The 19582-nt window shown below is 64.1% G+C and carries 17 protein-coding genes; 11 read left to right on the top strand and 6 right to left on the bottom strand.

Annotated elements, in window-relative coordinates; genetic code table 11:
* The first annotated feature begins 317 nt into the window (after window positions 1–317).
* The 5 genes from proS (at window position 318) to ACP150_RS02505 (ending at window position 5244) form a co-directional block, all read left to right on the top strand.
* Window positions 318–1655: a proline--tRNA ligase gene (proS, locus tag ACP150_RS02525; RefSeq protein ID WP_424964966.1), complete on the top strand. Its 1338-nt coding sequence runs from the start codon at window positions 318–320 to the stop codon at window positions 1653–1655.
* An 11-nt stretch (window positions 1656–1666) separates the two neighbouring features.
* On the top strand, window positions 1667–2230 hold the full coding sequence (locus tag ACP150_RS02520) for a peroxiredoxin (protein WP_424964965.1): 564 nt from the start codon (window positions 1667–1669) through the stop codon (window positions 2228–2230).
* A 110-nt stretch (window positions 2231–2340) separates the two neighbouring features.
* The gene (gene aqpZ, locus ACP150_RS02515; protein ID WP_424964964.1) at window positions 2341–3027 is read left to right on the top strand and encodes an aquaporin Z; all 687 of its coding nucleotides are present in this window, start codon (window positions 2341–2343) and stop codon (window positions 3025–3027) included.
* A gap of 254 nt (window positions 3028–3281) precedes the next feature.
* Window positions 3282–4568 (top strand): lipoprotein-releasing ABC transporter permease subunit, encoded by a 1287-nt coding sequence (locus ACP150_RS02510; RefSeq protein ID WP_424964963.1) that lies wholly within the window; start codon window positions 3282–3284, stop codon window positions 4566–4568.
* Window positions 4561–5244 (top strand): ABC transporter ATP-binding protein, encoded by a 684-nt coding sequence (locus tag ACP150_RS02505; RefSeq protein WP_424964962.1) that lies wholly within the window; start codon window positions 4561–4563, stop codon window positions 5242–5244. The genes ACP150_RS02510 and ACP150_RS02505 overlap by 8 nt, the downstream gene beginning before the upstream one ends.
* A gap of 128 nt (window positions 5245–5372) precedes the next feature.
* Here the strand turns inward: ACP150_RS02505 and ACP150_RS02500 are convergent, their stop codons facing one another.
* The 3 genes from ACP150_RS02500 to ACP150_RS02490 form a co-directional block, all read right to left on the bottom strand.
* Entirely contained in the window at window positions 5373–5945 is a 573-nt protein-coding gene (locus ACP150_RS02500; protein WP_424964961.1) for a VPLPA-CTERM sorting domain-containing protein, read from the bottom strand.
* 493 nt (window positions 5946–6438) lie between these two features.
* Entirely contained in the window at window positions 6439–7008 is a 570-nt protein-coding gene (locus ACP150_RS02495; protein ID WP_424964960.1) for a hypothetical protein, read from the bottom strand.
* Between the two features lie 217 nt (window positions 7009–7225).
* On the bottom strand, window positions 7226–7660 hold the full coding sequence (locus ACP150_RS02490; RefSeq protein WP_424964959.1) for a DMT family transporter: 435 nt from the start codon (window positions 7658–7660) through the stop codon (window positions 7226–7228).
* 140 nt (window positions 7661–7800) lie between these two features.
* Here ACP150_RS02490 and ACP150_RS02485 point away from each other — a divergent pair, with 140 nt between their 5' ends.
* Window positions 7801–8202, top strand: coding sequence for a c-type cytochrome (locus tag ACP150_RS02485; RefSeq protein WP_424964958.1), 402 nt, complete (start codon window positions 7801–7803; stop codon window positions 8200–8202).
* A 704-nt stretch (window positions 8203–8906) separates the two neighbouring features.
* Here ACP150_RS02485 and ACP150_RS02480 read toward each other — a convergent pair.
* The 3 genes from ACP150_RS02480 to ACP150_RS02470 form a co-directional block, all read right to left on the bottom strand.
* Entirely contained in the window at window positions 8907–10379 is a 1473-nt protein-coding gene (locus ACP150_RS02480; RefSeq protein ID WP_424964957.1) for a P-loop ATPase, Sll1717 family, read from the bottom strand.
* A gap of 18 nt (window positions 10380–10397) precedes the next feature.
* On the bottom strand, window positions 10398–12359 hold the full coding sequence (parE, locus tag ACP150_RS02475; protein WP_424964956.1) for a DNA topoisomerase IV subunit B: 1962 nt from the start codon (window positions 12357–12359) through the stop codon (window positions 10398–10400).
* 517 nt (window positions 12360–12876) lie between these two features.
* Window positions 12877–13734 carry a hypothetical protein gene (locus ACP150_RS02470; protein ID WP_424964955.1) on the bottom strand — a complete coding sequence of 286 codons (858 nt, stop codon included), beginning with the start codon at window positions 13732–13734 and terminating at the stop codon, window positions 12877–12879.
* Window positions 13735–14175: 441 nt separating this feature from the next.
* Between ACP150_RS02470 and ACP150_RS02465 the strand changes: the two genes are divergently transcribed.
* The 5 genes from ACP150_RS02465 to ACP150_RS02445 all read left to right on the top strand — a co-directional run bounded on the left by ACP150_RS02465 (window position 14176) and on the right by ACP150_RS02445 (window position 19469).
* On the top strand, window positions 14176–14943 hold the full coding sequence (locus ACP150_RS02465) for a VPLPA-CTERM sorting domain-containing protein (protein ID WP_424964954.1): 768 nt from the start codon (window positions 14176–14178) through the stop codon (window positions 14941–14943).
* Between the two features lie 227 nt (window positions 14944–15170).
* Window positions 15171–16064, top strand: coding sequence for a polyphosphate kinase 2 (ppk2, locus tag ACP150_RS02460; RefSeq protein WP_424965418.1), 894 nt, complete (start codon window positions 15171–15173; stop codon window positions 16062–16064).
* A gap of 146 nt (window positions 16065–16210) precedes the next feature.
* Window positions 16211–16888: a DUF1007 family protein gene (locus ACP150_RS02455; protein WP_424964953.1), complete on the top strand. Its 678-nt coding sequence runs from the start codon at window positions 16211–16213 to the stop codon at window positions 16886–16888.
* Window positions 16876–17910 (top strand): nickel/cobalt transporter, encoded by a 1035-nt coding sequence (locus tag ACP150_RS02450; RefSeq protein WP_424964952.1) that lies wholly within the window; start codon window positions 16876–16878, stop codon window positions 17908–17910. The genes ACP150_RS02455 and ACP150_RS02450 overlap by 13 nt, the downstream gene beginning before the upstream one ends.
* A 185-nt stretch (window positions 17911–18095) precedes the next feature.
* Complete coding sequence (locus tag ACP150_RS02445) at window positions 18096–19469, top strand: MATE family efflux transporter (protein WP_424964951.1); 1374 nt, start codon at window positions 18096–18098, stop codon at window positions 19467–19469.
* Window positions 19470–19582: the final 113 nt, after the last annotated feature.

Here is a 19582-nt window from a genome sequence, read left to right as displayed (position 1 = left end):
GTGGGACCGATTTGGCGCGGGCGGTCAGGCGGACGGGGCGGACCATGGCCCGCGTGCTGCGCGGGCCGACGCGCGTCGTTCGGAGCGTCTCACGGGTCCGGCACGTGCTCCGGGGCGCACCCCCGGCCTTTTTGCGTGACACGCCCTCGCGGGGTCCGCGAGGGCCATGGCACCCGGTCGGCCCCGGGGGCGGCTCGCAAAGACAGGGGGGGACCCGTCGCCGGACCCGGGCCCCCCAAGGCCCGCAGCGCCTTGAAGCGGTTCCGGGGATGGCCTAGACCGAGCGGAACCGTTCCCTATTGCCAGAGGCTCGCTCCATGCGCCTGTCCCGCTACTTCCTGCCCGTTCTGAAGGAAACCCCTGCCGAAGCGCAGATTGTCAGCCACCGGCTGATGCTGCGCGCAGGCATGATCAAGCAGGCCAGCGCGGGGATCTATTCCTGGCTGCCGCTGGGCTTCAAGGTGCTGCGCCGGATCGAACAGATCGTCCATGAAGAGCAGCAGCGCGCGGGCCATATCCCCATGCTCATGCCGACCCTGCAATCCGCGGATCTGTGGCGCGAGAGCGGGCGCTACGATGATTACGGGCAGGAGATGCTGCGGATCACCGACCGTCATGGCCGGGATATGCTCTATGGCCCCACCAATGAGGAACTGATCACGGATATCTTCCGCTCGAATGTTGCGAGCTACAAGGATCTGCCCCTGACGCTCTACCACATTCAGTGGAAGTTCCGCGACGAGGTGCGGCCGCGCTTCGGCGTGATGCGCGGGCGCGAATTCCTGATGAAGGACGGCTACAATTTCGACCTGACCAAGGACGACGCGCTGCACGCCTATAACCGGCATCTGGTCAGCTACCTGCGCAGCTATGAGCGGATGGGCCTGCAGGCGATCCCCATGCGCGCCGATGGCGGCCCGATCGGCGGCGACTATACCCATGAATTCCTCGTGCTGGCCGAGACCGGCGAGAGCGAGGTCTTCTATGACAGCGATATCACGGATCTGAAATTCGGAGATCGCGAGATCGATTATGACGATGTCGCCCAGTGCCAGTCGGTGCTGGAGGAGTTCACCTCCCGCTATGCCCGTACGGACGAGACCCATGACGAAGCGGTCTTCGCGGAGGTCCCCGAAGCGCGCCGCCGGTCTGCGCGCGGCATCGAGGTCGGTCAGATCTTCTACTTCGGCACCAAGTATTCCGAGGCCATGGGCGCGACCGTGATTGATGCGGAGCAGAACCAGGTGCCGGTCCATATGGGCAGCCACGGGATCGGGGTCAGCCGCCTCTTGGGGGCGATCATCGAGGCCAGCCATGACGACAAGGGCATCATCTGGCCCGAGGGTGTGACCCCGTTCCATTGCGGGATCGTGAACCTCAAGCAAGGCGACGAGGCGGCGGATGCGGCCTGCGATGCGCTCTATGGGGCGCTGACCGCCGCCGGGCTCGAGCCGCTCTATGATGACCGCAAGGAACGTGCGGGCGGCAAGTTCGCCACCATGGACCTGATCGGCCTGCCTTGGCGGATCACCGTGGGGCCGCGGGGGCTCAAGAACGGTGTCGTCGAACTGACCAGCCGCAAGACCGGCGAGAGCGAGGAGCTCACGCCAGAGGCCGCCGTGGCCAAGGTCGTTGCGCGCTACGCCGCCCTCTGAGGGGCGCGGTCATGGCGGAACACGGGTTCGAGATTGACTGGTCGGAACTGCCCACGCCCGAGGATGATGGCGCGGCATCCCATTTGACCGGGCGCGCGATGCCGGCCCTGCGCCTCCGGGCGACGGATGGGACGGACGTGGCGCTGGATGGGTTGCGCGGGGTGAGCGTGCTCTATTTCTATCCGATGACCGGAACGCCGGGCGTGGCACTGCCCGAGGGTTGGAACGAGATCCCCGGTGCCCGCGGATGCACGCCGCAAAGCTGCGCCTATCGCGACCGGTTCGCCGAGCTGCAGGCGGCGGGGGCGGATCATGTCTACGGCATCTCGACCCAGAGCCCCGATGATCAGGTCGCCGCAGCCGAGCGGCTGCATCTGCCCTTTGCGCTGTTGTCCGATGGGGATCTTGCGCTGGCCCATGCGCTGGAGCTGCCGCTGTTCGAGACCTCCGCCGGGCCGCATCACAAGCGCATGACGCTGATCCTGCGCGATGGCGTGATTGCAGAGGTGTCTTACCCGGTCTTTCCGCCCGATGCGGATGCAGGCCGGGTGATGGACTGGCTGGCGACGCAGTAATCCGCCCCATATTCTGTGTCATGTGACATAGGCACTTTCCCCCGGTCGATGGACTCGTCTAGGTTGTTCACACGCCTGTGAGGCGCTGGAACCAGAGCGAGGGGGATCGCATGTTCAAACGTTGGCTGGCCGAGTTTATCGGCACGTATTGGCTTGTCTTCGGGGGCTGCGGCAGCGCGCTTCTGGCGGCTGGGGTCGCGGATGTGGGGATCGGATGGCTCGGGGTCAGCCTCGCCTTCGGCTTGAGCGTGCTGACCATGGCCTATGCGGTCGGCGGGATCTCCGGCGGGCATTTCAATCCGGCCGTCACGCTCGGGCTGGCCGTGGCCGGCCGGTTCGAATTCAAGGATATCGCGCCCTATTGGGTGGCGCAGGTGGTCGGGGGCTCTGCCGCTGCGGCCACGTTGTTCATCATCTTCTCCGGGCAGTCGGAATTCGCAGGCGCTGGCGGGTTTGCGTCCAACGGCTTTGGCGACCTCTCGCCCGCGGGCTACGGTATGGTGGCCTCCATCACGATTGAGGTCGTGCTGACGGCGGTCTTCGTGATCGTGATCCTCGGGGCGACCTCGCATCTGGTGCCCGAAGGCTTCGCGCCAATCGCGATTGGCCTGTGCCTGACCCTGATCCACCTGATCTCCATCCCGGTGACCAACACCTCCGTGAACCCGGCGCGCTCAACGGCGATGGCGCTTTTTGCGGAAACGGGGGCGCTCAGCCAACTCTGGCTCTTCTGGGTGGCGCCACTGGCCGGTGCGGTGATCGGCGCGGTCATCTGGGGCGTGCTGGACGAAGACTGACCTCTTCGTCAAGGAAGCCGGGGGCGCGGGCGCATGCGCCCGCGCGGGACCCGCGCAGGGGGCACTCCGGGCGCCAACCCGGATCTCGGCCAAAACGGAGCGCGTCCGCCGCGATGCTGGCATCGCGGCCACCGGGCGCTCTGAGAGGGCCCGGTGGCCCCGACCTCGGGCGGCCCTCGGCCACCCCCGCACGCTTGGCGATTGACCTTGGCGCGCGGCGCGATAAGACCAAGCTATCCATATAGGAGCCTGCCTTGGCCAGTTCGCCACCGCCCTTTGCCCGATACGAATGGTTGATCGCGTGGCGCTACTTGCGCGCGCGCCGTGCCGAAGGCGGGGTCAGCGTGATGACCTGGATCAGCCTTGTCGGCATCACCCTCGCGGTCTTTGCCCTGATTGCGACCCTCGCTGTGCGCAGCGGCTTTCGCGCCGAGTTCGTGGACACCATCCTCGGGGCCAACGCCCATATCACCGTCTATAGCGCGGTCTATGATGCCGAGACCGGCAGCACCAACCGCCTGATGCCGGATTACGCCGCCCAGACGGCGGCCATCGCGGCCGTTCCCGGGGTCACACGGGCGGCTCCGCTCATCCGGGGACAGGTCATCACGACCCATAACGGACGCACCTCTGGGGTCGAGGTCTACGGTCTGGCCGAGGCCGACCTCCGCTCGCTGCCCGGGATTGCCGCCGACGGGACCGGGCGCGGAGACCTCTCCCGCTTTGCCAGCGGCATCGCCATCGGCTCCGGCGTGGCGCGCGAGCTGGGGGCGGGGGTCGGGGACAGCATCCGCCTGATCTCTCCGGACGGGGTCAAGACCCCTTTCGGCACCAGCCCCCGGGTCAAGGCCTATGAGGTGGTCCATGTCTTCTCGCTCGGGCGGTTCGACATTGATCGCACCCGGGTCTACATGCCCTTCGCCGAGGCGCAATCCTTCTTCAACCGCGAGGGCGGGGCCGACGAGATCGAGGTCATGGTCGCGTCGCCGGAACGCGTGCAGGACTGGTCCGACCCGCTCCGCGTCGCGGCGGGGGATGGCGCGCTTTTGTGGTCCTGGCGCGATGCATCGGGCAGCTTTCTCCGCGCGCTGGAGATCGAGGACAACGTCATGTTCGTCATCATGTCCATCCTCGTCCTGATCGCGGCCATGAACATCATCAGCGGTCTCGTCATGCTGGTGAAGAACAAGGGCCGCGATATCGGCATCCTGCGGACCATGGGGCTGAGCGAGGGCGCGGTCCTGCGGGTTTTCTTCATCTGCGGCGCGGCCACCGGGGTGATCGGGACACTCTGCGGCGTGATCCTCGGCTGTCTCTTCGCGATCTATATCGACCAGATCTTCTCCTTCGTGAACTGGGCCGGGGGCGGCGGGGTCTGGGACCCGAGCATCCGCGGCATCTATCAGGTTCCGGCCAAGCTGGAGTTCGGCGATGTCCTCTCGGCGGTGCTCCTGTCGCTCGGCCTCTCCTTTCTGGTCACCATCTTTCCGGCGCGCCGCGCGGCACGCATGAGCCCGGTCGAGGCGCTGCGCTATGAGTGACCCGGTGCTGGTGCTGGACGGCCTCCAGAAGACCTATAACGCAGGCACCCCCGGCGAGATCGCCGTGCTGCGCGGTGTCTCCCTGAGCCTCGCCCCGGGGGAGGTCGTGGCGCTCGTCGCGCCCTCTGGCTCGGGCAAGTCGACCCTGCTGCATATCGCGGGGCTGCTGGATGTGGCCGATGCGGGCCATGTCAGCCTCGCCGGGCAGGTCGTGGCGGGGCTCGGAGACCGGGCGCGCACAGCGCTGCGGCGCCAGGCGGTCGGGTTCATCTACCAGTTTCACCACCTGTTGCCCGAATTCTCGGCGCTGGAGAACGTGGTCCTGCCGCAGCTGGCCAATGGCGTGACCGCGACCGCCGCCCGCGCCCGAGCCGAAGAACTGCTCGGGTCCGTGGGCCTGTCGGAGCGGCTCGACCACCGTCCTGCGGCCCTGTCCGGCGGCGAGCAGCAGCGCGTGGCCTTCTGCCGGGCGCTGGCGAACCAGCCCCATCTGCTGCTGGCGGATGAGCCCACGGGGAATCTCGACCCGGCAACCTCCGAGACGGTCTTCGATGCGATGATGGCACAGGTCCGCGATACCGGGCTCAGCGCGCTGATTGCCACGCATAACCCAGATCTGGCGGCCCGGATGGACCGGGTCTTGCGACTGGAAGACGGACGTCTGATCGACGGATAGACGGCCTCGACCGTCTGTCTGCGCGGGCGAACGGAATTGCGGAACAGGTCCGCCCGCGCAGGGTCACACGTCCGCGAGACCTCAGGCCCTGTGTGACAGGCCTTCGGTCTCGTGGGTTGTGCGAAGACTTAGGCGGAGCGCTTGCGCCGTGCAGCGACAAGACCGCCCAGACCGCCCAGCAGCAGAAGCGCCGGCGCCGGAAGCGGAATGGCCGAAATCTTCAGGTCATAGAGCGCCGCGGTGCCCGTTGCAGAGCCCTGCGTGCCATCGATCGACAGGATATAGGTTCCCGCCGCGATGTTGCTGAAGATGTTCTCGTCCATCGTGGTGGCCGAGCTGACATTGGTCAGGAAGGTCTCGGTCGCGACGGTGTTCATCATCGAGTCGATCAGCGAGATCGTCACTTCCTTGCCCGATGCCACGAGCTGCGGGTCGTCCCCTGCAAGCACCACGTCATGGTCCACCAGTCCCGACAGGTCCGCGCTCACGGAACCGCCAGCATCCAGCAGATAGCCGTCGAAGTCGAAGTCGAGGTTGAAGGCCGTGGAGACCTCGAAGGTGAACCGGTCAATCGACGACACGATCCGCCCGTGGATTTGAAGATCATCCGACCCGATGAATGCGTTGCCGCCGTTGAGCGCGTTCAGGTCAAACCCGCCCCCTGCGTCGTCGGCATCATCCAGATCAACAGAGCCTGCCACCAACGCGCGGTTTTGGCCCTGACTTTCCGTAACGGTTAGTGTCGCAGCCGATGCTGCCCCTGCATAAGCAAGGGTTATCGCGGCTGCCGCAATCGTTAATTTGGTGATCATTTTGTACTCCGATACCAATAAAACTGCCCAACCCGGGCTCTCTCAGCCTGCATGATCGGGGCTCTGGGTCAACGGGCGCGTCACAGGGCTTGACCACGGTTAATAATTGTTAAGGATTTCAACGGTAATTTTGCGCGCTGCCTCGGATAGCGCGCCTCTTTGCAATAGTGGACATGCTGCACTGTCCATTCTTGCGGAGTCTTCCGCTCAGATTTTGTAGGTGATTCGCCCAAGGCGCACTGGTTTTCAAAAGAGACAACGGGCAATGCTGCGCTGCAGCTTTTTCGGCCAGTCTGTCAATGAAAAACCAGCGGCTCATCCTTTGGGACTAGTGGCCGCTGGCAGGTAGAAACTCTGTCCTTTTGCGATCCCTTTGTGGGGATCAGGCGCTCCGGCGACGGCGCCGCAGCGCGAAGAGAGCGACCCCACCCGTTGCCAGCAACGGCAGGGCCGGCGGCACCGGGATGGTCTGTACCGGGGCGAGCAGGGCGCTGCTGCGCATGGTTGCGGCATTCGCATCCGAGATCCCGGGAACGTAGCCCGGTTGTCCCGCGATCGAGACGTTCAACTGCGGAAACATCAGCTGCGTGGACAGGTCGGCATCCTCGTGCTCGCCGCCCAGGACATGCCCGACCTCATGTGCGGTGATCTGGGTGCCGATCTGGTCGGAATAGGTGTCTTGGACGATGGCAAACGGAAAGTCATCCGCATCCAGATACGCCAGCCCGACCGTGTCCCCGGTCAGATCGCCGAGGAATGCGACATAAACCGTGTTCGGTTCGATCTTGGGTTCGAGAAAGAGCCCGAAAGTCGCCAATGCAAGGTTCGGATTGATATCGCCATTGGAGTCCGACACCAGCGGAAACCCGAGCAGGGCAAAGGAGTCCAGAACAGTCACCTGAATGTCGATCTGGCCATAAATCTCGTTGAGATAGTCTTTGTCGATGGTCACTTTCCCACAGCTGTCATTGACGAAATCGTCTGTGCAAAGCGAGACGGGCTGCAGGTTGAGGGATAATGACGTGGCGGACGCAGGCAGAGCCGCGACCATGAGAATGAGCGATAGAAAAAGGGCGCGCATGGGTGGGCTCCGCAACAATGGAAACAAGTTAGTCTACAGTCGGCGCCGAACGCCTTAAGGTTAATATGGAACGGAAGGCCCTGTGAACTCAAGCCTTTTGCGTGAGGTAAACGCCGATAATCATGGCGCCGATGCCGAGGGCGCGGGGGAGTTCGAGGGGGGTTTGGCGTGCGCCGAAGAGGCCGAAATGGTCGATCAGGGCGGCGGAGGCGAGCTGGCCCAGCAGGACAAAGAAGATGGCGTTGCCGACCCCGAAGCTGGGCGCGACATAGGTGACAGAAAGCACGTAGAAGGCCACGAAGAGGCCGCCGAGGAAGAGGTGCTTGGGCTGGGCCGAGAGGGCGTCGACCCCCTTGGCGCCGGTGACCAGCATGGCCGTGCCAGCCACCGCGAGGGCCACGAGAAAGAGCACGAAAGCGGCGGTGGCGGGGGCCCCGATCTGGGCGCCGAGCCGGGCGTTCAGGGCCGCGAGAAGCGGGATGCCGAACCCCGCCAGTAGCATGATGGTGGCCTGTAGGGGCATGGGTGATCTCCTCCGCTCTGCCCGGCGGAGTTTGGCCCCGGCGCGCGAGCGGGGCAAGGCCGCTTGAGCGACATCAAGGTGCGAATTCTCCCCATGAGCTAGGGTTCTGTCTGGGACGAGGATATACGCAGGAGGCGAAAATGCGTTGGATTATCGGAGGTTTGGCTGGAATGACGCTGGCGCTGGCGACCGGGGCCGTCGCGGATCCGGTGGATGAAGGGCGGCAGCTTTTCCGGGATTACTGCGTCACCTGCCACGGGATGGAGGCGGTCGGGGATGGCCCGATGACGCAGGTCCTGACGATCTCGCCGCCGGACCTGACGCGGCTGGGTGCGGATAATGACGGGGTCTTTCCGGTGAGCCGCGTGGTGGCCCGGATCGACGGGCGGATGCCGGTGCTCGGCCATGGCGGACCCATGCCGGTTTTCGGCGATCTCTTCGATGGTGAGGCGGGCGCTCTGGACAGCGAGACCGGCGCGCCGATCCTGACCAGCCGCTCCATGGTGGCCGTGGTCGAATACCTCAAGACGCTGCAACGCTAGGCGCTGCTTTCGTTGGGGCGCTAGGCGCGTTTTGGGCCGCGGATCGGGTGCTTTGCCGCGCGATGATGGAGGCCCGTCGATGGCTGAATGAGGGCGTCTGCCCCCTGTCGGCACCCTGTCGGACATGTGTCGGGCAACTGTCGGGCATTTTGTCAGACAATCCTGTTTTCGCCCGAACTCGCGGCGTTTTGCCCGCCCAAGAATTGTGCGGCATTGGTTAACAAAATGCGCCGCGCGCGCGGCATCATTAACCTTTTCCGCGACAGTGCCCCGGGGGGATCTGCCCATGGATGTGGGCACTTCCGGGACATCGCGCGGAACCGATTCCCCCGGGATCGGAGCGTACTTTTCGGCGTTCCTGCGGCGCGGCGGTGAGGGGCGGTGCGTCGGAGCCGATGACGGGGTTAGCGGTTTTCAGATCTCGAAAGTGAAGCGCCGGAAGAGGGTGTTTGCGGCCCAGCCTCACGCCCAGGACTCGATGCCGGTTTGGTTTGCATACTCCCGCGCGGGACAAGGCCGGAGGCCGCCGCGCGATCTAGGCGTGCGCCGTAGGCGCGCGCGTAGCCCGGCAGGGTCTTTTCATAGAAAAGATCCCGAGAGGGGCCGACCTATTTCCGGTTGGGCTGCTTCCCCGCGCGCGGAACGAGGCCGGAGGCCGCCGCGCGGGTCGGCGACCGCGCCGAATACCCCATTTGCTTTGCGAGCTATTCAGCTCCTCGGATGCTAAATTCGTTCCAAAGCGCCGGGTGAATCCGAATCTTTAAATGCGATTTCAAATTTGTTTCACCTCGGTGCGCCCAATAGTAATTCCCAGTCTCTGGTTGAAAGCCACCGATCAATCCAAGAAGGAAGAGTTCTTCGATAAACTTTTCTTCGTTGATGTTTGAAAGCGGCACAGACTCAAGAAGGTCGTCAGCATCATTATAAGTTCTTCTCGTGATGCCCTTTCTAAGAGCTCGTAGGATTTCTTGTCCATGAAGAACGCTAAGCTCATCTACAAGCTCCTTTGCGGATGCTCGCGAGTATTCATCCAGCGCTCGTTTCACTTCTGCTTGACCTATGCGCGACGCATTCGGGTTCATCTTTTGAATGGAGAGTAGCAGGCGAACAATATCCCTTGGTCTTCCCCAGGTATTTGTTCTAAGAAAATCACGAAACGATAAACTTGTTCTTCCAAACGAAATAATTTTATCAACAAATGTTTCTTCAGGGATACTTCTTGTCGAATATGAAATTGATGAGTGTCTTACTTTTAGAGAAAGAACTTCATCAAGAAGTGATCTCCTTGGGCCTGAGTCTATGTACCAAGTGAGAGGAGCGTCTTTACCATCAACTATTTTTCCAATCTCTGAATCATGATCGTTGATAAGGTTCCTCACTTCCGGTCTTAGGGAGCAGATAAAGTGAAAGTCTAGATCATTTTGCGCACAGAAATTATTTAGCTCGCGACACGTTTTAACAATATCGCGAACCATAGCTGCCCGAATCTTTACCTCATCATCTCGGGCGTCTAAGCGAGAGAAAACAAGTTCGTCGATAAACATATATACTCTAAACTCGACGCAGTATCTTAAGAAAAGCTCTCGTGAAATACGGTTATACTCTTTCAGTGAAACCTCACCATTCTCGATTTGGCTGACGTCAAAGTCAACTTCAGCTGCTATGGCGCCAAAATTCGCAGATACTTTTATAGTAAGTGCCCTACCAAGCCCTGAAAAGATATTCCGCAAATTGCTGCCGGTGGGGCATACAAGTTCGGTAAATCTGTTTGTATGCCCGTTCTCTTTCATTGCTTGTGCTATACGATTAAAGAATACGCGCTCCCAAACATCACGAAAGTCATAGTGCAAGAAAATATTTCGATCATTGCTAATGTTTGAGAAGCTAATTCGCGATTGTGTCTTCGAAATTTCACTATAATCGTCTGCCCGAAGATCTTCCGAAAATCTAAAGAAGCAAGTCAGGTAGCCTTTGCCGTGGAGATCTTCCGCAAGCCTCATTTGAATTGCCGTTTTGCCGACGCCTTTCCGTCCAACGACAATGAATCGGCGATTATTCTTTAATCCCTCTGAGCTAACAGAATCTGGTACAACGAATGTTTTATCGAAATACAGGGGTTCGTTCCGAGCCTCGTCAAACGCCTCTAAGTCACCAAAATACAAATCGATCAACTTCATCGGTGTAACTCTCCATTTTCAAACATCCAACTCCTCCACGAAGCGTGCGTTCTCCTGAATGTACTCGAACCGTTTCTCGGGCTTTTTGCCCATCAGGCGCTCCACGAGGTCTCCGGTCTCGCCGGGTTCATCCTCGTCGATGGACACTCTGATCAGTTTCCGGGTTTCGGGGTTCATGGTGGTGTCTTTGAGGTCCTTGGCGTCCATCTCGCCGAGGCCCTTGAAGCGGCTCACGTCGATCTTGCCTTTGCCGCCGAGCCCCTTGTCGAGCCAGGTGTCGCGCTCGCGCTCGTCGAGGCAGTAGACGCGTTTCGCGCCTTGGGTCAGGCGGAAGAGGGGCGGGCAGGCGAGGTAGAGGTGGCCCTGGTCGATCATCGGGCGCATCTGGGTGAAGAAGAAGGTCATCAGCAGGGACGCGATATGAGCGCCGTCCACGTCCGCGTCGGTCATGATGATGATCTTGTCGTAGCGCAGATCCTCGACGTTGAATTTCGTCCCCAGCCCGACGCCGAGGGCCTGGGTCAGGTCGCTGATCTCCTGGTTGGAGCCGAGTTTTGACGAGGCAGCACCCAGCACGTTGAGGATCTTGCCGCGCAGGGGGAGGAGGGCCTGGGTCTTGCGGTCGCGGGCCATTTTGGCGGAGCCGCCGGCGCTGTCGCCCTCGACGATAAACAGTTCCGTGCCCGCGCGGTTGGTGGCCGAGCAGTCGACCAGTTTGCCGGGCAGGCGCAGGCGCTTGGTGGCGGATTTGCGGGCGGTTTCCTTTTCCTGGCGGCGGCGGAGGCGTTCCTCGGCGCGCAGGACGAGGAAGTCGAGGATGGCGCCTGCGGATTTCGTGTCGGCGGCGAGCCAGTTGTCGAAATGGTCGCGGACAGCGTTCTCGACCATGCGCTGGGCCTCGACCGTGGCGAGGCGGTCCTTGGTCTGGCCGACGAATTCGGGCTCGCGAATGAAGCAGGAGACCAGCGCACCGGCGCCGGTGGTCAGGTCCTCGCGGGTGATGGTGCCCGCCTTCTTGTTGTTCACCAGCTCGCCGTAGGCCTTGATGCCCTTGAGGATGGCGGCCCAGAAGCCCGCCTCGTGGGTGCCGCCCTCGGGGGTGGGGACGGTGTTGCAATAGGACTGGATGAAGCCGTCGCGGGCCGGGGTCCAGTTGATCGCCCATTCGACCTTGCCGGGGCGGCCGAACTTGTCGAAGGAAACGGTGCCCGAGAAGGGTGCGTCGGCATAGGTGGCGGCCTGGCCGAGGGTTTCGGACAGGTAGTCCGAGAGGCCGCCGGGGAAGTGGAAGGTGGCCTCGGCCGGGGTGTCGCCGTCATCGATGGCGGTTTTCCAGCGGATCTCGACGCCGGAGAACAGATACGCCTTTGAGCGGGCCATCTTGAACAGGCGTGCGGGCTTGAGGCGGAGGGAGCCGAAGATCTCGGGGTCCGGGTGGAAGGTCACGGCGGTGCCGCGCCGGTTCGGGGCTGCGCCGATCTTTTCCAGCGGGCCGGAGGGCACGCCGCGGGAGAACTCCATAGCATAGAGTTCGCGGTTGCGGGCGACCTCGACGCGCAGGTGATCGGAAAGCGCGTTGACCACGGAGGAGCCGACCCCGTGCAGACCGCCCGAGGTCTCGTAGCTGTCGCCGGAGAATTTGCCGCCTGCGTTCAGGGTGCAGAAGATGATCTCCAGCGCGGATTTCTTGGGATCCTTGGGGTGCGGGCCGGTGGGGATGCCGCGCCCGTTGTCCCGCACGGAGACATGGCCGTTCTCGTGCAGCTCCACCTCGATCCATGTGGCGTGCCCGGCCACGGCCTCGTCCATGGAGTTGTCGATGATCTCGGCCACCATATGGTGCAGCGCGCGGTCATCCTTGCCGCCGATATACATGCCGGGGCGCAGGCGGACATGCTCCATGTCCTCGAGCACCTGGATCGAGGAAGCGTCATAGGAAGAGGTGTCGGGTTGTGCACCCGAGAGGAGATCGTCGGCCATGGCTGTCACTGCTCTTTTTGGTGTTTGGCCCAGTATGGCAGGGCCGGAGCAGGGTGGGAAGTCTCCGCGCGCGGAGGTCTGGCAAATGGGTCGGAGCGCGGGCTGGATCGCCCCTTGCGCGGCCATGTTTGCGGCGCGGGTGGTCCTTTTGCGAACATGGGGGGCGTCGCGTTTTCCGCGCGTTGCGGCAACGGGCAGAGCGACGCGCGCCTCGCCGAGGTCACGGGGGCGCTGTTGTGCGCCCCTTTGAAGCGCGGGGCACTGTCCTTGCAGGCCACTGCGGCCATGCAGGATGAGTGGCAAAGCAGACGGGGCTGGAGGTCGCGATGCGTACCCTCGGGACCGAGGGGCTGACATCCCCGGCAACAGGGCGCGCGCTACACCGTGGGGGGCTTGGAAAGATAAAGGCGGTGGGGGGCAGCGTAGCTGTTGACCGGGACAGGTCGGCCGCAGGCGCGTTTGGCCTGTCCCGGGACGGATCAGGGCCGGTGAGGGCCCTGACCGCAGTTTGAGGTCGTCAGGCGCGTGTCCGGCGCAGGGCGCCGATCATGCCCATACCGACCAGCAGCAGGGGCAGCGATGCCGGGAGCGGGATCGGCGGGATCACCGGGTCCGCGTCGATGGACAGCTCCCACCCGCGCACATTGTTGGACGGCGCGCCGGTCGAGCCCCAGACCAGCTCGAAGCTTTCCAGATCACCGCCGGTCGAGAAGCTGGCCACGAAGTCTTCCTCGTTCAGGCCCAGCCCCGGCTTGTAATTCGGCTCGTTCTTCCACTCCTGACCGGGCACGAAGTCCTGATCGAGCCGCGCATAGTTGATGTCCGCGCCATCCGCATCGGTCAGGGGCGCGTCGGAGGCGAGAAAGCCGCCTTCCTCCAGCGCGGCGCCGAGGCCGACGATCTCGGCATTGACGCCGACCACGTCCGTGAAGTTCGCGCGCCCGCCATTGCCCGGATTGCTGTCGATATCAAAGACATTGATGAACTGGGCACCGACCACCACGGTGCTGACCCCGGTGGTGTTCGTGGTAGTCAGGGTGTCATCCTCGACAAAGGTGAATTGCAGGTGTTTCCATTCGTTCACGCCCTGCACATTGATGGTCGAGGCCGAAGCGCCGTCGCTGAGGTCAAGGACCTCGACCCGCGCGTCATAGGTGTCGCCATTGCCGTCCACGAAACCCGCATTTTCAAGCTTGTAGACGGTGCCCACCTGAAGGTTGTTCAGGAAGTCGATGCCCGCCGGGGTGGTGCCGCTGGTCACGCCTGCACAGCCGGCGACGCAGGTGGCGTTGCTTGTATTGATGGTGGCTGCGCCCGCGCTGGTGGCCGCGGCGCAGATCAGGCCCAGAAGGGCCGCATTTGGTTTGGTCAACATGTTACTTTCGTCAATAGATGCTCTACGCGGAGGCCTGAAACGCGGCCTCGCGGGGATCAGGACTACGGATCGCGGGTATCTTTGTCCATAAGGGAGTCCCTGTTGTATGCAACACGGTGGCGCTGATCCGAGTGATCTGTTGCTGGCCCGCAAAGGTCTATGCGATGCGCTGCCCCCGTAACACTTTGGATTTTAAGAAAATTGCACGGAACCCGCCCAGGCGAAGCTCGGGGGCTGCGCGAGGGCCCTCGGCGCTGTAATCTCGCCGCGCCGCACCGCTTTCTGTGTCGAAGCGGCGCGAAATCCGGGAATTTCCCAGGAATTGTGCCGAAATCGGACTGTTAACGTAAACACCCAAAAAAACTGTATCAAATTTTCGGAGACTGATAGCTAGCGGGCTCTAGTGTAGTGTTCCTGTTTTTTACGAGTGGATGAGTTCCCATGTCCTGCAAATCTTCCCTGCTGGCGGCGGCTGTCGCTATTGTCCTGCCGATGGCTCCGGCTTTCGCGGCCTCCATCGCTGTTTCCGAGTACAACCCCGGGGTGTTCGACCTTGTCGACAACTCCATCACCGCCACCGGTGAAAACTTTGAGACCCTGGGCAGCACCCTGGGCGAGGGCGAGGTCGGCAGCAATTTCAGCACCGCCGTGGGCACCTTCAACACCCTGGGTGGCACCGGTACGGGCGGCACGGTTTCGGGTCTGCCGGGCAATACGGGCACCGAGCTGGCCCTGCGCGATGGCAATACCTATGGCCGCTACAACACCCAGCCGCTGGATGGTGACTGGTATCTCGACAGCAACGACACCTATGGCATCGACTGGGATGTCTCGACCGGCTCGACCTTCAACACGGTGGTCTTCACGCTGGTGGACGGGTCCGACACGGGGGCCTTCCTGCGCATCACCTCCGAGGGCGACACCTTCGAGCAGCGCGTGGGCGGCAAGCTGTCCAACGGCAATGCCTCGATCGTGGTGGTGAGCTTCGACACGCTGGTCACCGACGCGGTGATCGAGATCGGCAATTACAACAGCAGCGGCACCAGCCTGCGCACCAATGACGGCTTTGCCATCGACGGTCTGCGCGTCGGCACGGACAACCGCCTGGTCCAGGATCCGCCGGCGCCCGTTCCGCTGCCGGCCTCCGGTCTGCTCCTGATCGGGGCGCTCGCCGCCACCGGCTGGCGCGCCCGCAAACGTCAGGGCTGACGCTGAGCTCACGGAACGGCCCCTGACGTGCTCCGCCCCACCTGGTTCTCGCCAGGTGGGGTTTTGCGTGCGGTCGGGCCTGGACCCGTGCCGCATGTGACGGTTTTTTGACAGAGGTTGATCCGGGTCAAGGCACGGTGCGGCGGGGAGCGGTAGGGGTGGCGCGACCGATGAGAGGAGCCCCCATGGCACAGACCACGCCTACCCCGAAGACCGACGCGCCCAAGATGAACGGCACATCCACCGCAAGTCCCGACATGTCCACGCCCTCGCCCGAGGCGATCCGTCAGGCCTTTGAGACCGGGCGCTACCCCTATCGGCGCAAGATGGCGCGCCGGGCCTACGAGTCCGAGAAGGCGCAGCTGCAGGCGGAGCTGCTCAAGGTGCAGCTCTGGGCGCAGGAGACCGGCCAGAAATTCGTGATGCTCTTCGAGGGGCGCGATGCGGCGGGCAAGGGCGGGACCATCAAGCGGTTCACCGAGCACCTGAACCCGCGCGCGGCCCGCGTGGTGGCCCTGAACAAGCCCACCGATGAAGAGCGCGGTCAGTGGTATTACCAGCGCTATATCAACCATCTGCCCACGGCGGGCGAGATCGTGCTTTATGACCGGTCCTGGTACAACCGCGCCGGGGTGGAGCGGGTGATGGGCTTCTGCAGCCCGAACGAATACCTCGAATTCATGCGCCAGACCCCGGATTTCGAACGGATGCTGACGCGCTCGGGGGTCCGGCTCTACAAATACTGGTTCTCGGTAACCCAGGCCGAGCAGAAGCGGCGCTTTGACAGCCGCGCGACCGACCCGCTCAAGCGGTGGAAGCTGTCGCCGATCGACAAGGCGAGCCTCGACAAGTGGGATGACTATACCGAGGCGAAGGAGGCGATGTTCTTTTACACCAACACCGCCGATGCGCCCTGGACCATCGTCAAGTCCAACGACAAGAAGCGCGCGCGGCTCAATTGCATGCGCCATTTCCTGTCGACGCTGGATTATCCGGACAAGGATCTCAGCATCGCGACACCGCCCGATCCGCTGATCGTGGGGGGCGCGGGGCATGTGGTCCATTCCTCCCAGCATATTCTCGGCGCGTCCCTGCATCCGGATGCGCGGCGCAAGAACTGACGATCCCGGGTTTTCCCAATCCTCCCTGGCGCGCCCCGAACGGCGCGCCCCTTGCCCCTGCGTCCCCGCGACGTGGGGGTTTTCTTTGAGCGAGGGCCCGCGCAGCGGCGATTGCATGCGGACCGAGGGGGGCTTATCTCTGGCCCATGGAGAGCCTTCGCACCATATCCCGGGCCGCCGTGCTCGGCTCGGCCCTGCTGGCGGCTGCGGCCCCGGCTGCGGCGCATCCCCATGTGTTCATCGATGCCGGCGCCACGCTGATCTTCGACGACACGGGCAAGCTCGGGGCTGTGCGGATCGTCTGGGCCTATGATTCCCTCTATTCGCTGATCGTGATCGACGAGGCCGGGCTGGATCCCGATTTCGACGGGGTCCTGACCGAGGAGGAGGTGGCCAGCCTCTCGGGGTTCGACATGAACTGGATCGAGGAGTTCGAGGGCGACAGCTACCTTCTGTCCGGCGAGGCGGAGCTGCCCCTGTCCCGTCCCCTGGAATGGGACGCCACCTATGGCGAGGGCCGCGTGATCAGCACCCATTTGCGCGCGCTGGAAACCCGCGCCCCGGTGGGGGCCGAGCCGCTTGTGCTGCAGATTTACGATCCGACCTTTTACACGGCCTACGAGATCAACCTGCCCGTGCGGCTCGAGAACGCGCCCGAGGGCTGCGCGGCTCAGGTCTTCGTGCCCGACCCGGGCGCGGCCTCCGAGCAGATGCGCGCCGCGCTGGAGGAATTCAGCGGCAGTTTCGATCCGTTTCTGGAGGTCGGGTTTCCCGCCGTTGGCGAGCTGTTCGCCCATGAGATCCGCGTGACATGCGCGCCGTAAGTGCGGCGCTGGCGCTTGCCTTGCTGGCCGGTCTTGTCCTGCTTTTGTGGGGCGGAGGAGCCGAGGCGATCAGCCGGTGGGCCGCCGGGCAGCAGCGCGAGGTGCAGGAGGCTCTGGCGGCGCAGCTTCGCGCCCTGCGCGCGGGATCGCCCGGCGCGCTGATCGGGTTTCTCGGGGTGTGTTTTGCCTATGGGTTCTTCCACGCGGCGGGGCCGGGCCATGGCAAGGTGGTGATCGGCGGCTACGGGGTGGCCCGGCGGATCACCATGCTGCGGCTGAGCGCGGTGGCGCTGGCGGCAAGCTTGGGGCAGGCGGTCACGGCGATCCTGCTGGTGGGGGCCGGGGCGCTGTTGTTGCGGGCGAGCACGGCGCAGCTGACGGGGATGGCCGAGACCTGGTTTGCCCCGGCCAGCGCCTTGGCGATCCTGCTCGTGGGGCTATGGCTGGTCTGGCGCGGGCTGCGGCGTCTGCGTCTGGCGCAGGGGCAGGCGCCAGTGTCGGAGCTTGTCCCGGTTGGGGCCGGGCCGGAGCCGCAGGCCCCGCAAAGCTTGGCGCGCGACTTTCTCGTGGCCCAGACCGAGGGGGGCGCGCCGGATCCGCAGGGCAGCGGGGGGGCGGGCAGGGCCCATGCCCACACCCATGGGGCGGGCGAGGTCTGCGAGACCTGTGGCCATGTCCATGCCCCGGATCCGAACGCTGTGCTGGCCGCGCGAAATTGGCGCGAGCTTCTTGCGGTGATCGGGGCGGTGGCGATCCGGCCCTGTACCGGCGCGCTCTTTGTCCTGATCCTCGGCCTGCGGTTGCAGATCACCGCGGCGGCCATTGCCGGGACCTTCGCCATGGCGCTGGGCACGGCGAGCATCACCATTGCCGTGGCGATCCTGTCCACGGGCCTGCGCGAGAGCAGCCTCGCCGCGGTGGGTGGCTGGGCCCGGGCGCGCCATCTGGGCAGCCTGCTGGAGGTGGCCGCCGGGCTTCTCGTGGCGCTGCTGGCCTGGGGGCTGCTGCGCGGCGCGCTCTGATCGCGGACCGGTCCCGGTCCGCTGGCGCATATGGGCCGGGCCTTGTGCCGTGCCCCGGCATGGATCCCGGGGACGACTCGGGCCAAAGGCGCGTCCGCAGCCCCAACGGGGCTGCCACCGGCACAATCGGGCAGGCCGGGACGATGAGCCCTTGAGAAGCCGCGCCCTTGGTCCTACGAGGCCCTATGACCACCCCGCTCACCTCCTTCGGCCATGCGCGCTCGATCCTCACCCTGGGGCTGCCCCTGATCGGCAGTCACATGGCGCAGATCGCCATTTCGGCGACGGATACGGTGATGCTCGGCTGGTATTCCGCCGAGGCGCTGGCGGCCGTGGTGCTCGGCTCGATGACCGTGTTTTTCGCACTGCTCATCGTGGGCTCGGGCTTTGCCTGGGCGGTGATGCCCATGGTGGCAGAGGCGGCCGCGCGGGGGGATGACACGCAGGTGCGCCGGGTAACCCGGATGGGGTTCTGGCTGGTCCTGATCTTTGCCGCCGTGGTCACGCCGCCAATGGTATGGTCCGCGCCCTGGCTGATCCTGCTGGGGCAGGATCCAGACACCGCCTATCTTGCGCAGGATTACCTGCGCATCGCCGGGCTCGCCATGGCGCCGGGCCTGCTGGTCATGGTGCTGAAAGGCTATCTGTCCGCGCTGGAGCGGACGCAGATCGTGCTCTGGATCACCATCGGCGCGGCGGTGATCAATGCCTTTCTGAACTATGTGCTGATCTTCGGGCGGTTCGGCGCGCCGGAGCTTGGCGTGACAGGGGCGGCCCTAGCCTCGCTGTCGCTGCATCTGGCCTCGCTCGTGGCGCTGGTGATCTATACCCGCCGCAACCTGCCGCAACATGACCTTTTCCGTCGTCTCTGGGTCCCCGATTGGGCCGCCTTTCGGGCGGTTTACCGGCTGGGCTGGCCGATCAGCATCACGAGTTTCGCCGAGAGCGGTCTCTTTGCGGCTTCGGCCATGATGATGGGGGCGATCGGCACGCTGGAACTGGCCGCCCATGGGATCGCCCTGCAGATGGCGGCGCTGACCTTCATGGTCCATGTGGGGCTGAGCCAGGCGGCGACGGTCCGGGCCGGGCGTGCCCTGGGGCGGGGGGATATCGCGGGGCTCAAGCGGGGCGGACGCGTGGCGATTGCCCTCTCGGTGGGGTTCTCGGTGGCCACGATCTGCCTCTTCGTGGCGATCCCGGAGCTGCTGATTGGGGCTTTCCTGTCGCCCGATGATCCGAGCCGGGGCGAGATCCTCGCCATCGGGGTGACGCTGCTCTACATGGCGGCGCTGTTCCAGTTCGCTGATGGCGCGCAGGTCATGGCGCTGGGGCTGCTGCGCGGAGTGCAGGACACCAAGGTGCCGATGATCATGGCGGCGCTGGCCTATTGGGGGATCGGGTTGCCCGTGGGCTTCGGGCTTGGCTTTTACACGCCCCTGCGCGAGATCGGGATCTGGCTCGGGCTTGTGGTCGGGCTGGCGCTGGCGGGGATCTTGCTGATGCACCGGTTCTGGGGGCGCGGCGGCTGGCAGGCGCGGCCTGAGCAACCGACCGGCTGAGCCCCTGGCGATTCCGCGCGCCTCAGATGCGAAACCGCCGGCGCAGGGCACCGGCGGTCTCAGGGCTCAAAGGCCAGGGCGGAGGTCTCGGGTCAGGCGGTCTGACCGGAGGG

The organism is Dinoroseobacter sp. S375 (genome assembly GCF_049800775.1).
GTDB lineage: Bacteria > Pseudomonadota > Alphaproteobacteria > Rhodobacterales > Rhodobacteraceae > Dinoroseobacter.
The sequence above is the reverse complement of the archived record's forward strand: the minus strand, read 5'-3'. Positions and strand labels throughout refer to the sequence as shown.

Bases quoted from the DNA above. Each gene is read 5' to 3' on its own strand.
- ppk2 (WP_424965418.1), top strand. From the start codon at position 15,171: ATGAACGGCACATCCACCGCAAGTCCCGACATGTCCACGCCCTCGCCC.
- aqpZ (WP_424964964.1), top strand. From the start codon at position 2,341: ATGTTCAAACGTTGGCTGGCCGAGTTTATCGGCACGTATTGGCTTGTC.
- ACP150_RS02490 (WP_424964959.1), bottom strand. From the start codon at position 7,660: ATGCCCCTACAGGCCACCATCATGCTACTGGCGGGGTTCGGCATCCCG.
- ACP150_RS02505 (WP_424964962.1), top strand. From the start codon at position 4,561: ATGAGTGACCCGGTGCTGGTGCTGGACGGCCTCCAGAAGACCTATAAC.
- ACP150_RS02485 (WP_424964958.1), top strand. From the start codon at position 7,801: ATGCGTTGGATTATCGGAGGTTTGGCTGGAATGACGCTGGCGCTGGCG.
- proS (WP_424964966.1), top strand. From the start codon at position 318: ATGCGCCTGTCCCGCTACTTCCTGCCCGTTCTGAAGGAAACCCCTGCC.
- ACP150_RS02480 (WP_424964957.1), bottom strand. From the start codon at position 10,379: ATGAAGTTGATCGATTTGTATTTTGGTGACTTAGAGGCGTTTGACGAG.
- ACP150_RS02455 (WP_424964953.1), top strand. From the start codon at position 16,211: ATGGAGAGCCTTCGCACCATATCCCGGGCCGCCGTGCTCGGCTCGGCC.
- ACP150_RS02450 (WP_424964952.1), top strand. From the start codon at position 16,876: ATGCGCGCCGTAAGTGCGGCGCTGGCGCTTGCCTTGCTGGCCGGTCTT.
- ACP150_RS02520 (WP_424964965.1), top strand. From the start codon at position 1,667: ATGGCGGAACACGGGTTCGAGATTGACTGGTCGGAACTGCCCACGCCC.
- ACP150_RS02445 (WP_424964951.1), top strand. From the start codon at position 18,096: ATGACCACCCCGCTCACCTCCTTCGGCCATGCGCGCTCGATCCTCACC.
- parE (WP_424964956.1), bottom strand. From the start codon at position 12,359: ATGGCCGACGATCTCCTCTCGGGTGCACAACCCGACACCTCTTCCTAT.
- ACP150_RS02470 (WP_424964955.1), bottom strand. From the start codon at position 13,734: ATGTTGACCAAACCAAATGCGGCCCTTCTGGGCCTGATCTGCGCCGCG.
- ACP150_RS02465 (WP_424964954.1), top strand. From the start codon at position 14,176: ATGTCCTGCAAATCTTCCCTGCTGGCGGCGGCTGTCGCTATTGTCCTG.